The organism is Pseudomonas sp. NPDC089406, assembly GCF_044900265.1.
GTDB classification, from domain to species: Bacteria; Pseudomonadota; Gammaproteobacteria; order Pseudomonadales; family Pseudomonadaceae; genus Aquipseudomonas; species Aquipseudomonas fakonensis.
Window position 1 is genome coordinate 24,439 of record NZ_JBJDNC010000001.1, and the last position, 14,053, is coordinate 38,491.

Below are 14,053 nucleotides of genomic sequence, written 5' to 3' on the forward strand. Positions count from 1 at the left end.
TTACAGGCTCTCGGATCCGGTCAGGCGCAGCAAGGTCTTGCGCAGGATGGGGCTGTCGGGCTGGGCTTCGAAGCCCTTGGCCCAGAACTGGCGGGCTTCGCGGCGTTTGCCGTTGGCCCACAGCACTTCGCCCAGGTGGGCGGCCACTTCATGGTCGGGGAAGCGCTCGAAGGCCTGGCGCAGCAGGCGCTCGGCTTCGTCGAGCTTGCCCATGCGGTAGTTGACCCAGCCCAGGCTGTCGAGCACCGCCGGGTCGTCCGGAGTGAGCTGGTGGGCCTTGTCGATCAGTGCCTTGGCCTCGGCGTAGCGGGTGGTGCGGTCGGCCAGGGTGTAGCCCAGGGCGTTCAGGGCCATGGCGTTTTCCGGCTCGCGGGCGATGATCGCGCGCAAGTCCTTCTCCATTTCCGGCAGGTCGTCGCGTTTTTCGGCGAGCATGGCGCGGGTGTAGAGCAGGTTGAGGTCGTCGGGGTAGCGCTTGATCGCCTGTTGCAGCACCTGGTCGGCCTGGGCCTCCTTGGCGTTGTTGCCCAGGCTCTCGGCTTCGATCAGGTACAGTTGGATGGCGTAGTCGGGCTGCGCCTCGCGGGCTTCGGCGAGCAGGCGCGAGGCCTCGGCGCTGCGGCCGTTGGCGATGAGGATGTCGGCCTGGCGCAGCTGCGCCGGCAGGTAGTCGGGGCCGGCACCGACCAGGGCGTATTCACGCAGGGCCGAAGCCGGCAGGCCACGCTCTTCGCGGATGCGGCCGAGGTTGAAGTGGGCGGCGTCGGCATTGCTGTCGCGCTCGACCATTTCCTGCAGGTAGCCCTCGGCTTCGTCCCAGTGCTTGGTTTCCATGCATACCAGGGCCAGCGAGTAGCGCACTTCGTCGTCTTCGGGGTACTGCTGCAGCAGGCTTTCGAACTCGGCCTTGGCGTCATCGATGCGGTCCTGCTCGACCAAGGTGCGTGCATAGGTCAGGCGCAGGCGCTTGTCGTCGGGGTTGTCGCGGATCGCGCCGCGCAGCAGCGGCAGGGCTTCCGGGCCGCGGTCCATGGCCTGCAACAGGCGGGCGCGCAGCAAAATCGGGGCGATCTCGCCGTTTTGCGGCGGGTGCGCCTCGAGCAGGTCGAGTGCCTGCTCGGGCTTGTTGTCCTGGTTCAGCAGCAGCGCCTTGCCGAACACCAGCTGGCCGTTGTCGGGGTACTTCACCAGCAGGCGGTCGAAGCTCTGCATCAGGCCGTCGCGGGTGCTCTGGTCGGTTTCGGCGGCGGACAGCGCGAGGAAGTCGAAATGGGTGTCGCCCTGGCCCTGCAGAACCTTCTCCATGTACACCATGGAGTCGTCGTAACGCCCGGCGCGGGCCAGCTGAATGGCGGCGGCGCGCTGGGCATCGAGGTTTTGCGGGTCGTTGCGGGCCCAGATCAGCGCGCTGTCCAGAGCCGGCTCGTCAGCGCCGAGGTACTCGGCGATGCGGTAGGCGCGCTCGGAAACCCCTGGGTCCTGGGTTTTTTCGGCCTGGTCGGCGTAGTTGGCCAGGGCGATGTCGAAGCGGTTGCGCTGGCCGGCCAGCTCCGCCACCAGCAGGCTGTACAGGGTGTCCTGCTTGAACGAGCCGTACACCACCGGTTTTTCCGCCTGCTTGTCGGCGTCGGCGGGCGACTGGGCGTCCGTCTTCGGGGCCAGGCTCTGGCAGCCTTGAAGCAGGGCGAGGGCGAGCAGCAGTGCGTAGGATTTATTCATATGAGGCTTAATAAAGAGGCTCAACCGGCGGTCGGAGCATGATGACACAAGCGCCGTGGCAAACCCACCCGCGCAACGTCCGGTTAACTGCGACCATGGCGGGGTGGGGGAGGTTCCGATCATGGTCCCTGTAGGAGCCGGCTTGCCGGCGATCAGCGGCCGTGCCGGTGCCATCCACTGCCTGCTCGGGCCCCATCGCCGGCAAGCCGGCTCCTACAGATAATTGCGTCATGGCAGCACAATAGCGAACGGTGGTTGTTCTGGAACCTGCGAAGTAGGACAATTATCGGCTTCACGTCCCAACCAGCGACCTTGCATGGCCTTTCTTGCACTTGGTATCAACCATAAGACTGCCTCGGTAGACGTACGCGAGCGCGTGGCGTTTACCCCAGAGCAGCTGGTCGACGCCCTGCAGCAGCTCTGCCGACTGACCGCCAGCCGCGAGGCTGCGATCCTGTCCACCTGCAACCGCAGCGAGCTTTATATAGAGCAGGACCACCTGTCCGCCGATGCCGTGCTGCAATGGCTGGCCGACTATCACCGGCTGAGCCTGGACGAACTGCGCGCCAGCGCCTACGTCCACGAGGAGCACGATGCGGTCAAGCACATGATGCGCGTGGCCTCGGGCCTGGACTCGCTGGTGCTGGGCGAGCCGCAGATTCTCGGCCAGATGAAGTCGGCCTACGCCGTGGCGCGCGAGGCCGGCACCGTCGGGCCGCTGCTCGGGCGGCTGTTCCAGGCTACCTTCAGCGCCGCCAAGCAGGTGCGTACCGATACCGCCATCGGCGAGAACCCGGTGTCGGTGGCCTTTGCCGCAGTGAGCCTGGCCCGGCAGATTTTCTCCGACCTGGGCCGCAGCCAGGCGCTGTTGATCGGCGCTGGCGAAACCATCACCCTGGTGGCCCGCCACCTGCACGAGCAGGGCGTACGCCGCATCGTCGTGGCCAACCGCACGCTGGAGCGGGCGAGCATTCTTGCCGAGCAGTTCGGCGCCCACGCCGTGCTGCTATCGGATATCCCCCAGGAGCTGGCCAACAGCGACATCGTCATCAGCTCCACCGCCAGCCAACTGCCGATTCTGGGCAAGGGCGCGGTGGAAAGTGCGCTGAAACAGCGCCGGCACAAGCCGATCTTCATGGTCGACATCGCCGTGCCGCGGGATATCGAGCCGCAGGTAGGGGAGCTTGACGACGTATACCTGTACACCGTCGACGACCTCCACGAAGTAGTGGCCGAGAACCTCAAGAGCCGCCAGGGCGCGGCCCAGGCGGCCGAAGAGCTGGTGTCGGTCGGCGCCGACGACTTCATGGTGCGCCTGCGCGAGCTGGCCGCGGTGGATGTGCTCAAGGCCTACCGCCAGCAAAGCGAGCGGCTGCGTGACGAAGAACTGCAAAAGGCCCTGCGCTTGCTGGGCAACGGCTCCAACCCCGAAGACGTGCTGATGCAGCTGGCCCGGGGCCTGACCAACAAGCTTTTGCACGCCCCCAGCGTGCAGCTGAAAAAGCTCTCTGCCGAAGGCCGCCTCGATGCGCTGGCCATGGCCCAGGAACTCTTTGCCCTCAACGAGGGCTCGACGGACAAACCCCCGCAATGAAAGCGTCGCTGCTGAACAAACTGGACACGCTCCAGGACCGCTTCGAGGAACTCACCGCCCTGCTCGGTGATGCCGAAGTCATTTCCGACCAGACGCGCTTTCGCGCCTACTCCCGCGAGTACGCCGAAGTCGAGCCGGTGATCGGCGCCTATAAAGAGTGGCGCAAGGTGCAGGACGACCTGGAGGGCGCCCAGGCGCTGCTCAAGGACGCCGACCCTGACCTGCGCGAAATGGCCGTGGAAGAAGTGCGCGAGGCCAAGGAGCAACTGGTGGGCCTGGAGTCGCAGCTGCAGCGCATGCTGCTGCCCAAGGACCCCAACGACGGGCGCAACGTGTTCCTCGAAATCCGTGCCGGCACCGGTGGCGACGAGGCGGCGATCTTCTCCGGCGACCTGTTCCGCATGTACTCGCGCTACGCCGAAAAACGCGGCTGGCGCCTGGAAATTCTCTCCGAGAACGAGGGCGAGCACGGCGGCTACAAAGAGATCATCGCCCGGGTCGAGGGCGACAGCGTGTACGGCAAGCTCAAGTTCGAGTCGGGCGCGCACCGCGTGCAGCGCGTGCCCGAGACCGAGTCGCAAGGCCGTATCCACACCTCGGCGTGCACCGTGGCGGTACTGCCCGAGCCCGACGAGCAGGTGGCCATCGAGATCAACCCGGCCGACCTGCGGGTGGACACCTACCGCGCCTCCGGCGCCGGCGGCCAGCACGTCAACAAGACCGACTCGGCGATCCGCATCACCCACTTGCCCACCGGCATCGTGGTGGAGTGCCAGGAAGAGCGTTCGCAGCACAAGAACCGTGCCCGCGCCATGTCCTGGCTGTCGGCCAAGCTCAACGACATGCAGACCAGCGCCGCGCAGAACGCCATTGCCAGCGAGCGCAAGCTGCTGGTGGGCTCGGGCGACCGCTCCGAGCGCATCCGTACCTACAACTACCCGCAGGGTCGGGTCACCGACCACCGCATCAACCTCACGCTCTACTCCCTAGACGACATCCTCGCCGGTGGCGTGGATGCAGTGATCGAGCCGCTGCTGGCCGAATACCAGGCCGATCAGCTGGCCGCCCTGGGGGACTGACATGACCATCATCGCCAGCCTGCTGCGCAACGCGCAGCTGCCGGAATCGCCCTCCGAGCGCCTGGACGCCGAGCTGCTGCTGGCCGCTGCCCTGGGCAAGTCGCGCAGCTACCTGCACACCTGGCCCGAGCGTATCGTCAGCAGCGAGGCGGCCGAAACCTACGCCGGTTACCTCGCGCGCCGCCGCGCCGGTGAGCCGGTGGCCTACATTCTGGGCCAGCAGGGCTTCTGGAAGCTCGACCTGGAGGTGGCGCCGCACACGCTGATCCCGCGCCCGGATACCGAGCTGCTGGTGGAGACCGCGCTGGAGCTGGTGCCGGGCAAACCGGCCCGGGTGCTCGACCTGGGCACCGGCACTGGCGCCATCGCCCTGGCCCTGGCCAGCGAGTGCCCGGCCTGGCAGGTGACTGCGCTCGACCGTGTCGACGAGGCCGTGGCCCTGGCCGAGCGCAACCGCCAGCGCCTGGGGCTGGGCAATGTGCAGGTGCGTAGCAGCCATTGGTACAGCGCGCTGGCCGGCGAGCGTTTCGACCTTATTCTGAGCAACCCGCCCTACATCCGCGCTGCCGACCCGCACCTGGCCGAAGGCGACGTGCGTTTTGAACCCAGCAGCGCGTTGGTAGCCGGTGAAGACGGCCTGGATGACCTGCGGCTGATCGTCGCCCAGGCCCCGCAGCACCTGCTGCCCGGTGGCTGGTTGTTGCTCGAGCACGGTTACGACCAGGCCGCCCAGGTGCGCGAATTGCTCGGTGCTGCCGGCTTCATCGAGGTGGCCAGCCGTATCGACCTGGGTGGGCATGAGCGCATCAGCCTGGGGCGCCTGCCATGCTGAGTGATCAGGAGCTGCTGCGCTACAGCCGCCAGATCCTGCTGTCGCAGGTGGACATCGAGGGCCAGTTGCGCCTGAAACACGGCAAGGCCCTGGTGATCGGCCTTGGCGGCCTGGGCTCGCCAGTGGCGCTGTACCTGGCAGCAGCCGGTGTGGGCGAACTGCACCTGGCCGACTTCGACAGCGTCGACCTGACCAACCTGCAACGCCAGGTCATCCACGACAGCGCCAGTGTCGGCATGAGCAAGGTGGATTCGGCGATTCAGCGCCTGCAGGCGATCAACCCCGAGATCGCGCTGATCGCCCATCGCCAGGCACTGGACGAAGACTCGCTGGCCGCGGCCGTTGCCGCGGTGGACGTGGTGCTCGACTGCTCCGACAATTTCGGCACCCGCGAAGCGGTCAACGCAGCGTGCGTAGCAGCCGGCAAGCCACTGGTCAGCGGTGCGGCCATTCGCCTCGAAGGCCAGCTGTCGGTGTTCGACACCCGGCGTGACAACAGCCCCTGCTACCACTGCCTGTACGGCCATGGCAGCGAGGCCGAGCTGACCTGCAGCGAGGCCGGCGTACTCGGCCCGCTGGTGGGCCTGGTGGGCAGCCTGCAGGCGCTGGAAGCACTCAAGCTGCTGGCCGGTTTCGGCGAGCCGCTGGTGGGCCGCCTGTTGCTGATCGACGCCCTGAGCACCCGTATGCGTGAGCTGCGGGTCAAGCGCGACCCGGCCTGCGCCGTGTGCGCCAGCCGCCATGGCTGAACGTTCGGCGCCGGTGGGCGTGATGGACTCGGGGGTCGGCGGCTTGTCGGTGCTCGCCGAGATCCAGCGCCTGCTGCCCAACGAATCCTTGCTGTACGTGGCCGACAGCGGCCACGTGCCCTACGGTGAGAAAACCCCCGACTACATTCGCCAGCGCCTGCGCCATATCGCCGGGTTTTTCCACGAGCAGGGCGCCAAGGCCATGGTGCTGGCCTGCAACACCGCCACCGTGGCGGCGGTGGCCGACCTGCGCGAGCGCTACCCGCATTGGCCGCTGGTGGGCATGGAGCCTGCGGTCAAGCCGGCGGCAGCCGCCACCCGCTCCGGGGTGGTCGGCGTGCTGGCCACCACCGGTACGCTGCAGAGTGCCAAGTTCGCCGCCTTGCTCGACCGCTTCGCCAGCGACGTGCGGGTGATCACCCAGCCGTGCCCGGGCCTGGTCGAGCGCATCGAGGCCGGCGACCTGGCAAGCCCGGTGCTGCGCGAGCTGCTGGCCGGTTACCTGCAACCGCTGCTGGCGGCGGGCTGCGACACGGTGATTCTCGGCTGCACGCATTACCCCTTCCTGCGCCCGCTGCTGGCTGGCATGGTCCCGGCCGAGGTGGCGATCATCGACACTGGCGCCGCCGTGGCGCGGCAACTGCAACGGCTGCTGGGCGCCCGCGAGCTGCTGGCTGAAGGGCCAGCGCGGGCTACGCGGTTCTGGAGCAGCGCCGACCCAGGCAGCCTGGAAAAAGTCCTGCCGTTGCTGTGGCATACACCCGACAGCGTGCAACGCTTGCCGATGTAAAAGAGGTATGAAGGCTGCGCTGCCCTTACTCAGGCAGCGGCCACAGCCTGTCGGGCCTGAGCACCTCGAGCACCAGCTCCGGCTGGCGCAGCGCCAACCGTTCGATCAGTTCCTGGGCCGTGCGCTCGGGCGTCCAGTCTTCAGCGATGGCCAGGGGCAGCGGGCTGTTCAGCGGCTGCGGGGCTACCAGCGTCAGGTCGATGCCCAAGGCTTTGAGGGTGGCGCGTTGATCACGCAGCCATTGCACCAGGCTGTTGCTGGCGGATACCGGCTGGGTCGGGTGGTACAGCTGTTGCGCGGTGTAGCGGCTGAGCACGGCCATTACCTGCGGCTGTTCGCCCTTGGCCAGCAATGGCAAGGCGGCCCTCAGGCATAGTTCGGTGGCCTTGAAATTGCTGGTGGCAATCGCTTCGAAGACTTGCCCGGCCTTCAGCCCTGCTTGCAGGTAATCGCAGGCTCCGGCATTGATCACCAGGCTGTCGAGTGCGCCCCAGGTTTGTTGCAGGCCAAGGCCGGCAGCATCGGCCTGGCCGCTGTCGTGCAACTGGCCTGGCAGGCGCTGCAGTTGCCCGCCAGCCTGTTCGCCCAATGAGTCAAGTGCCTGGCTGTCCCTACCGCTGGCGGCGACCCGGTGCCCGTGTATGAGCGCCCGGTTCACCAGGGCCAAGCCAAGTCCGTCGGCGGCCCCTGTAACCCAGAAACGGCGTGAAATGCTCAATTCAAATCCCCTGATCCTGCCAGCCGGACAGGCCCTTGAAGGCTTCCAGTGCCCGCTGGCGACTACTGTCGAGATCGACTATTGGACGTGCATAGGAATTAGTAGCAAAGAGGTCAGCGGATTTCACCGGTAAATGAATTAATTTTTCACTTTGGCCGTGCAATTCGGGCAGCCAGTGCCGGATGAATAGGCCCTGCGCATCGAAACGCTGCGACTGGGTGACCGGGTTGAAGATACGAAAGTACGGAACCGCGTCGGTGCCGGTGGAGGCGCTCCACTGCCAGCCGCCGTTGTTGGCGGCCAGGTCGCCGTCGATCAGGTGGCGCATGAAGTGCCGCTCACCTTCGCGCCAGTCGATCAGCAGGTTCTTGCTGAGGAACATGGCAACGATCATGCGCAGGCGGTTGTGCATCCAGCCGGTGTGCAGCAGTTGGCGCATCGCCGCGTCGATGATCGGGAAGCCGGTGCGGCCCTCTTTCCAGGCTTGCAGGTCAGCCGGCGCGTCGCGCCAGGGCAGGTGCTCGGTGTGGGCGCGGAAGGCGCGGTGCCGGGACACCTGTGGATAACCCACCAGAATGTGCTTGTAGAACTCGCGCCAGAGCAGCTCGTTGACCCAGGTCTGCACCCCGGCGTTACCGCTGTCGAACTCGCCGTGGTTGCTGGCAAGCGCTGCGTGCAGGCACTGGCGCGGTGAGATCACCCCGGCAGCAAGATAAGGCGAAAGCTGGCTGGTGCCTTGCTTGGCCGGCAGGTCGCGCTGTAGCGGGTAGTCTTCGACGCGTTCGTCGATGAAGCGGGCCAGGCGCTGGTGCGCTTCGTCTTCGCCGGCCGGCCAGTGTTCGCGCAGGGCTCGCGGCGTGCCTTCGAAGCCTTCGATGTGCTGCGGAATCGGGTCGCTGTCGATGATCAGCGGGGCCTGCGCCTTCACCTGCGCGGCGCGGGCCGGCAGGCTGCGGTGCAGGTGCTCCAGGCACACCCGCTTGAACTGGCTGAATACCTGAAAGTAATGGCCGGCGCGGGTGAGGATGGTGCCGGGCTGGAACAGCAACTGGTCGAGGTGGCCGTGGGCGGCGATGCCTTCGTCCTGCAAGCGCTGGCGGGTGGCTTGGTCGCGGTCGGCCTCGTTGACCCCGTACTCGTCGTTCCAGTGCACCGCTTCGATGCCATGCTGGCGGCAGACCTCCAGCACGGTTTGCGGTACATCGGCCCAGGTGTCGGTATGGCGCACCAGCAGCGGTATGTTCAGCGCCTGCAGGCCCTGGCGCAGCTGGCGCAGGTTGCGCAGCCAGAAGTCCACTTTGCAGGCGGCATCGTCATGGGCCTGCCACTGGCCGGGGCTGGCAACCCACAGGGCGAGGGTCGGCCCGCGTTGGCAGGCGGCCGCCAGGGCGGTGTTGTCGTCGATGCGCAGGTCGCTGCGCAGCCAGATCAATTGCATGGGGTGTCCGCGGTCAGGGTTGCTGGAGGGCGCGCAAGGCGGCCTGGGGGCTGTCGAACAACTGTGTGTCGGGCAGCGCTAACTGCTGCAGTTCGCCCTGGTGCAGGCTCAGGGTGGGGCCGCCGAGCAGCTTGGGCATGCCGATGTCTTTCAGCGCGCGCGCCCAGGCGGCGAGGTCTGGGCGCTTGCCCAGGTGCAGCAGCACGGCCCGTGGTTGCAGCAGTTCCACGGCCTGGCGCAGTTGGCGCGGCTCCACCTGCCATTCGAGAATTTCCAGGGGCTGGCCACTGCTGCTGAGCAGCCAGGCACACAACCAGAATTCGGCATCGAAGGCGCTATCGTCGGTGCGTGCCAGCAGCACGGCGGGGCCGGCCAGGGAGTGGCTGTCGTGGTACACCCGGGCGCCCAGCTTGCTGCGCAGCCAGGTGTTGAAGAAGGCCTGTTCCAGGCGTGCGTCGAAGTGCGATTGCCAGCGCCGGCTCAAGGTGCCGAGCAATGGCAGCAGCAGGTGCTCGCACACGGTCACGGCCGGGTACAGGGCCATGGCCTGGTTGAGCAACTGGTCGAGCTGGCGCTGCGCCAGGCGGCCGACGGCGTCGGTCATCTGGCCGATGCGCTCGCCCCATTCGCCGGAAACCTCGGTGGTGGCGTGGGCGGCGTTGTCCAGCAGCTCGCGCACCTGGCTTACGGCAGCGCCGCGTTCGAGCCAGCGCAGCACGTCATGCACACGCTGCACCTGGTCCTGTGGATAAAGCCGGTGGCCCTTGGCGGTGCGCTGGGGTTTGATCAGGCCGTAGCGGCGCTCCCAGGCGCGCAGGGTGACCGGGTTGACCCCGGTCAGCCGGGCCACTTCGCCAATGGGGAGCAGGTCGTCAGATTGCATTGCGTAGTCCAAGGTTCTCGGGGTGAGGCTGCAGGTAGGCCTGCTGCGTCAGGTAGGGGGTAGGGTGCTTGCGCAGGTGGTGCTTGAGCAGGGTCAGCGGCACCACCAGCGGCACCACGCCACTTTGGTACTGCGCGATCAACTGCTTGAGTTCGGCCTTGTCGGCCTGGCCCAGGTCGTTGCGCAGGTAGCCGCTCAGGTGCAGCAGCACGTTGCAGTGGGTGCCGCGGCTGGCGCAGCGGCGCAGGGCCTGCATCAGCTGGCTGAAGTAACGGGGGCCGACGTGTTGCGGGTCGTCGTCGCGGGTCATGCTGCCCAGCAGCTTGCCCAGGGTGCGATAGGCGTGCGGGTTGTGGGCCATCAGCAGGTATTTGTAACGGGCGTGGAAGCGCAGCAGCGCGCCACGGCTCAGGCCTTGCTGCAACAGTTGCTGCCAGTCGGCGTAGGCGTACACGCGGCTGATGAAGTTCTCGCGCAGCACCGGGTCGTGCAGGCGGCCTTCTTCCTCCACAGGCAGGTCCGGGCGCTTGTCGCAAAAGGCGGCGGCATAGGCGCCCCGGGCACTCTTGAGGGCAGGGCGGCCATCTTCCTGATACACCTTGACGCGCTCCAGCCCGCAGGAGGGGGACTTCTGCATGAACACGTAGCCGCAGATATCGTCGAGCTCGCCGGCCATCTGCTCACCATAGGCGCGCAGCGGGCCAGACAGGTCGGCGCCGCTGTCGCGGCTGCCAGTGACGATGGGGTGCTCGGGATCGCCCACCAGGCGGATCGGCTCGCGCGGAACGCCCAGGCCAATGGCGACTTCAGGGCAGACGGTCACCCAGTCAAAATGCTCGCCGAGCAGTTGCCGGCACAGGTCGGAGTGTTTGTGGCCGGCGTTGTAGCGTACGTCGTGGCCGGCCAGGCAGGCGCTGATGGCAATGCGGGGCTTGTGGCCGGGTGGGGAAACATTCATCGCGGCCTCCGGAATAGGCTTGTACAAAATTGATTTGTTGTACAAGTCTATTCCAGCACAAAACCGAACTTATACAAATAGCCTTTTGTGTATAAGCCTGTTGAAACTACTCCAGATGCTCGAGCAAACGCCGTGCGGCTTCCTGGCCGCTGAGCCAGGCGCCCTCGACGCGGCCCGACAGGCACCAGTCGCCGCAGGCATAAAGGCCCTGGTCGGCATCGGCCAACGCGCCCCATTCGTGGTTGCCGGCAGGGCGCGCGTACAACCAGCGGTGGGCGAGGGCGAAGGTCGGTGGCGGTACCACGCAGCCGACCAGCTCGGCGAACTCGCCCCACAGCTGTTCGATCACGCTTTCCTTGGTCAGGTCGATGTGCTGCTTGCTCCAGTCCGAGGTGGCGTGCAACACCCAGGTATCGAGCTGCTCGTCACGGCCGGGCTTGCTGCGGTTGCGGGCCAGCCAGTCGAGCGGGTTATCCTGCACGAAGCAGCCTTGCATGGGGGTTTCCAGGGCGTTCTGAAAGCCCAGGGCGACGGCCCAGGTGGGTTCCATCTGCACGCCTGCGGCCACGGCGGCGAGCTTGGGGGTGGCGGCCAGCAGCGGGGTGGCCTGGGGCGCCGGCACGGCGATAACCACCCGGCTGAACGGGCCGTGGCTGCAGCCTTCGGTATCTTGCAGGTGCCAGTACTGCTTGCCGCGGAACACCTCGGCAATGCGGCAGCCGAAGTTCACCGTGACGTCCTTGAGCAGGCCGCGGGTGATGGCGCTCATGCGCGGCACGCCGACCCAGCGGGTTTGTTCGTCGGGGGAGGGGGTCAGTTCACCGTCGCGGTAGTTGTACAGCTGCGGTTTCCACTGCGCGGTCCAGCCGGCGGCGACCCATTGCTGTACCTGCTCGACGAAGCGCCGGTCGCGGGCGGTGAAGTACTGGGCACCGAGGTCCAGCGCGCCGGCTTCGCTGCGCTTGCTGGCCATGCGCCCGCCACTGCCGTGGCCCTTGTCGAACAGGTGGACGTTCTGCCCGGCCTTTTGCAGCGCCTGGGCGGCGGAAAGGCCAGCGATACCGGCCCCGATGATGGCGATTGGTACAGTCATGATGGCCTCTTCGAACCTTGCTGTGTTGCAGCCTACGCTGCCAGGCAAACCTGTACAATGCACAAATACTGTATAAGGATATTCCGCTCGAGATACAGGTTGGCCTATGGTTTATCCGAGAGCGTTCGGTCAAAAAAGTGCCTTGATCTTAAAAATAGACCACGGCTGCCAACTGTGAGGACACAGCCATGCATATATTGCTGACCGGTGGTACCGGGTTGATCGGCCGCCACCTGTGCCAGCTGTGGCACGGGCAGGGCCATCGCCTGACCGTATGGAGCCGCAGCCCCGGCGAGGTGGCGAAACACTGCGGCCCGGGCGTGCGCGGCATCGCCCGGCTGGATGAAATTGCCGAGGATGATGCGGTGGATGCGGTGGTCAACCTGGCCGGCGCGCCCATCGCCGACCGGCACTGGACCGCGGCCCGGCGCAGCTTGCTGTGGGCCAGCCGCATCAGCCTCACCGAGCAGTTGCTGGCCTGGATGGAGGGCCGCGAGCAGCGCCCTGAAGTGCTGGTTTCCGGTTCGGCGGTGGGTTGGTATGGCGACGGCGGCGAGCGCGAGCTGAGCGAAGCCTCGCCACCGGTGAAGGAGGACTTCGCCAGTCAGCTGTGCATCGCCTGGGAAGAAACCGCCAGCCGCGCCGAGACCCTTGGCATTCGTGTGGTGCTGGTGCGTACCGGGTTGGTGCTGGCCAGCGACGGCGGCTTTTTGTCGCGCCTGTTACTGCCGTACAAGCTGGGGCTGGGCGGGCCTTTGGGCAATGGCCGGCAGTGGATGCCCTGGGTACATATCGACGACCAGATCGCCCTGATTGATTTTCTGTTGCAGCACAAGGACTGCCGCGGTCCCTATAATGCCTGCGCCCCGGAGCCGGTGCGCAACCGCGAGTTCGCCAAGTGCCTGGGCCGCACCCTGCATCGGCCGGCCTTCCTGCCGGTGCCGGCGCTGCTGCTCAAGGTCGGGCTGGGCGAGCTGTCGACGCTGCTGCTGGGTGGCCAGCGCGCGCGCCCGGTGCGCCTGCTGGCCGCCGGTTTCACGTTCCGCTACAACGATCTGCAATCGGCCCTGGACGCGCTGTCCAGCCGCCTCTGACATAGGACGCTGCATGACCGATCATGCCCTGCTGCTGGTCAACCTGGGTTCGCCGGCCTCCACCTCGGTGGCCGATGTGCGCCGTTACCTCAACCAGTTCCTCATGGACCCGTACGTGATCGACCTGCCCTGGCCGGTGCGGCGCCTGCTGGTGTCGTTGATCCTGGTCAAGCGCCCCGAGCAGTCGGCCCATGCCTATGCCTCGATCTGGTGGGATGAAGGCTCGCCGCTGGTGGTGCTGACCCGCCGGCTGCAGCAGGCGATGCAGGCCCACTGGCCGCATGGCCCGGTGGAAATCGCCATGCGCTACGGCCAGCCGGCCTTGCCCGAGGTGTTGGAGCGCCTGGCCGCGCAGGGCGTGCGCAAGGTCACTTTGGCGCCGCTGTACCCGCAGTTTGCCGACAGCACCGTCACCACCGTGGTGGAGCTGGCCAGGCAGACCATCGCTGCGCGCAACCTGCCGCTCGAAACCCGCGTACTGCAGCCGTTCTACGAGCACCCCGAGTACATCGATGCCTTGGTGGCCAGTGCCAGGCCGCACCTGGAGCAGGATTACGACCACCTGCTGCTGAGCTTCCATGGCCTGCCCGAACGCCATCTGAAAAAACTCGACCCTACCGGCACGCACGACTTCCAGGCCGCCGACTGCTGCGCCGGCGCCAGTGCCGAGATGCGCGCGGTGTGTTACCGCGGCCAGTGCCTGGCCACGGCCAAGGCGTTCGCGGCGAAGATGGGCATCCCCGATGGCAAGTGGTCGGTGTCGTTCCAGTCGCGGTTGGGCCGGGCCAAGTGGATCGAACCCTATACCGAGACTCGCCTGGATGAGTTGGCCAAGGCCGGGGTGAAGAAGCTGCTGGTGATGTGCCCGGCGTTCGTCGCCGACTGCATCGAGACGCTGGAAGAGATCGGCATGCGCGGGAGCGAGCAGTTTGTCGAGGCCGGTGGTGAGCAGCTGGTGCTGGTGCCGTGCCTGAATGATCACCCAGAGTGGGTGCGGGTGTTGGCGGGGATGTGCGAGAAGGTTTGAGGGCCTCATCGCCGGCAAGCCGGCTCCTACAGGGATATGTGTAGGAGCCGGCTTGCCGGCGATAGGGCCCTGTCAGGCT

13 protein-coding genes are annotated in these 14,053 nt (G+C 66.7%); 7 read left to right on the top strand and 6 right to left on the bottom strand.

The window, feature by feature from the left end; all coding sequences use genetic code 11:
• The gene (locus ACI2KK_RS00125) at positions 1–1,719 is read right to left on the bottom strand and encodes a tetratricopeptide repeat protein (protein ID WP_217840348.1); all 1,719 of its coding nucleotides are present in this window, start codon (positions 1,717–1,719) and stop codon (positions 1–3) included.
• A gap of 316 nt (positions 1,720–2,035) precedes the next feature.
• On the opposite strand from ACI2KK_RS00125, the gene hemA reads away from it, so the two are divergent.
• The 5 genes from hemA to murI are packed head-to-tail and all read left to right on the top strand — an operon-like array spanning position 2,036 to position 6,763.
• Complete coding sequence (gene hemA, locus ACI2KK_RS00130) at positions 2,036–3,313, top strand: glutamyl-tRNA reductase (RefSeq protein WP_217886513.1); 1,278 nt, start codon at positions 2,036–2,038, stop codon at positions 3,311–3,313.
• A complete protein-coding gene (gene prfA, locus ACI2KK_RS00135) occupies positions 3,310–4,392 on the top strand; it encodes a peptide chain release factor 1 (protein ID WP_186662811.1) in 1,083 nt (360 codons plus the stop codon). The genes hemA and prfA overlap by 4 nt, the downstream gene beginning before the upstream one ends.
• A 1-nt stretch (position 4,393) precedes the next feature.
• A complete protein-coding gene (gene prmC, locus ACI2KK_RS00140) occupies positions 4,394–5,224 on the top strand; it encodes a peptide chain release factor N(5)-glutamine methyltransferase (protein WP_404667435.1) in 831 nt (276 codons plus the stop codon).
• Positions 5,218–5,973, top strand: coding sequence for a molybdopterin-synthase adenylyltransferase MoeB (locus tag ACI2KK_RS00145; RefSeq protein WP_404667436.1), 756 nt, complete (start codon positions 5,218–5,220; stop codon positions 5,971–5,973). Before prmC ends, ACI2KK_RS00145 begins: the two co-directional genes overlap by 7 nt.
• Entirely contained in the window at positions 5,966–6,763 is a 798-nt protein-coding gene (gene murI / locus ACI2KK_RS00150) for a glutamate racemase (protein ID WP_404667437.1), read from the top strand. The genes ACI2KK_RS00145 and murI overlap by 8 nt, the downstream gene beginning before the upstream one ends.
• Positions 6,764–6,788: 25 nt before the next feature.
• On the opposite strand, the gene ACI2KK_RS00155 is transcribed toward murI, so the two are convergent.
• The 5 genes from ACI2KK_RS00155 to ACI2KK_RS00175 all read right to left on the bottom strand — a co-directional run bounded on the left by ACI2KK_RS00155 (position 6,789) and on the right by ACI2KK_RS00175 (position 11,853).
• Positions 6,789–7,481: an SDR family NAD(P)-dependent oxidoreductase gene (locus tag ACI2KK_RS00155; RefSeq protein ID WP_404667438.1), complete on the bottom strand. Its 693-nt coding sequence runs from the start codon at positions 7,479–7,481 to the stop codon at positions 6,789–6,791.
• Between the two features lies 1 nt (position 7,482).
• Positions 7,483–8,919: a deoxyribodipyrimidine photo-lyase gene (gene phrB, locus ACI2KK_RS00160; RefSeq protein ID WP_404667439.1), complete on the bottom strand. Its 1,437-nt coding sequence runs from the start codon at positions 8,917–8,919 to the stop codon at positions 7,483–7,485.
• A 13-nt stretch (positions 8,920–8,932) separates the two neighbouring features.
• Positions 8,933–9,802: a MerR family transcriptional regulator gene (locus tag ACI2KK_RS00165; protein WP_404667440.1), complete on the bottom strand. Its 870-nt coding sequence runs from the start codon at positions 9,800–9,802 to the stop codon at positions 8,933–8,935.
• Positions 9,792–10,760, bottom strand: coding sequence for a YbgA family protein (locus tag ACI2KK_RS00170; RefSeq protein WP_404667441.1), 969 nt, complete (start codon positions 10,758–10,760; stop codon positions 9,792–9,794). The genes ACI2KK_RS00165 and ACI2KK_RS00170 overlap by 11 nt, the downstream gene beginning before the upstream one ends.
• A 106-nt stretch (positions 10,761–10,866) precedes the next feature.
• Positions 10,867–11,853, bottom strand: coding sequence for an NAD(P)/FAD-dependent oxidoreductase (locus tag ACI2KK_RS00175; protein WP_404667442.1), 987 nt, complete (start codon positions 11,851–11,853; stop codon positions 10,867–10,869).
• Positions 11,854–12,041: 188 nt separating this feature from the next.
• Here ACI2KK_RS00175 and ACI2KK_RS00180 point away from each other — a divergent pair, with 188 nt between their 5' ends.
• Positions 12,042–12,947: a TIGR01777 family oxidoreductase gene (locus ACI2KK_RS00180; RefSeq protein ID WP_404667443.1), complete on the top strand. Its 906-nt coding sequence runs from the start codon at positions 12,042–12,044 to the stop codon at positions 12,945–12,947.
• A gap of 13 nt (positions 12,948–12,960) precedes the next feature.
• On the top strand, positions 12,961–13,974 hold the full coding sequence (gene hemH / locus ACI2KK_RS00185; protein ID WP_404667444.1) for a ferrochelatase: 1,014 nt from the start codon (positions 12,961–12,963) through the stop codon (positions 13,972–13,974).
• Positions 13,975–14,053: the final 79 nt, after the last annotated feature.

Bases quoted from the DNA above. Each gene is read 5' to 3' on its own strand.
- prmC (WP_404667435.1), top strand. From the start codon at position 4,394: ATGACCATCATCGCCAGCCTGCTGCGCAACGCGCAGCTGCCGGAATCG.
- ACI2KK_RS00145 (WP_404667436.1), top strand. From the start codon at position 5,218: ATGCTGAGTGATCAGGAGCTGCTGCGCTACAGCCGCCAGATCCTGCTG.
- phrB (WP_404667439.1), bottom strand. From the start codon at position 8,919: ATGCAATTGATCTGGCTGCGCAGCGACCTGCGCATCGACGACAACACC.
- ACI2KK_RS00125 (WP_217840348.1), bottom strand. From the start codon at position 1,719: ATGAATAAATCCTACGCACTGCTGCTCGCCCTCGCCCTGCTTCAAGGC.
- prfA (WP_186662811.1), top strand. From the start codon at position 3,310: ATGAAAGCGTCGCTGCTGAACAAACTGGACACGCTCCAGGACCGCTTC.
- hemA (WP_217886513.1), top strand. From the start codon at position 2,036: ATGGCCTTTCTTGCACTTGGTATCAACCATAAGACTGCCTCGGTAGAC.
- ACI2KK_RS00180 (WP_404667443.1), top strand. From the start codon at position 12,042: ATGCATATATTGCTGACCGGTGGTACCGGGTTGATCGGCCGCCACCTG.
- ACI2KK_RS00165 (WP_404667440.1), bottom strand. From the start codon at position 9,802: ATGCAATCTGACGACCTGCTCCCCATTGGCGAAGTGGCCCGGCTGACC.
- ACI2KK_RS00175 (WP_404667442.1), bottom strand. From the start codon at position 11,853: ATGACTGTACCAATCGCCATCATCGGGGCCGGTATCGCTGGCCTTTCC.
- hemH (WP_404667444.1), top strand. From the start codon at position 12,961: ATGACCGATCATGCCCTGCTGCTGGTCAACCTGGGTTCGCCGGCCTCC.
- murI (WP_404667437.1), top strand. From the start codon at position 5,966: ATGGCTGAACGTTCGGCGCCGGTGGGCGTGATGGACTCGGGGGTCGGC.
- ACI2KK_RS00170 (WP_404667441.1), bottom strand. From the start codon at position 10,760: ATGAATGTTTCCCCACCCGGCCACAAGCCCCGCATTGCCATCAGCGCC.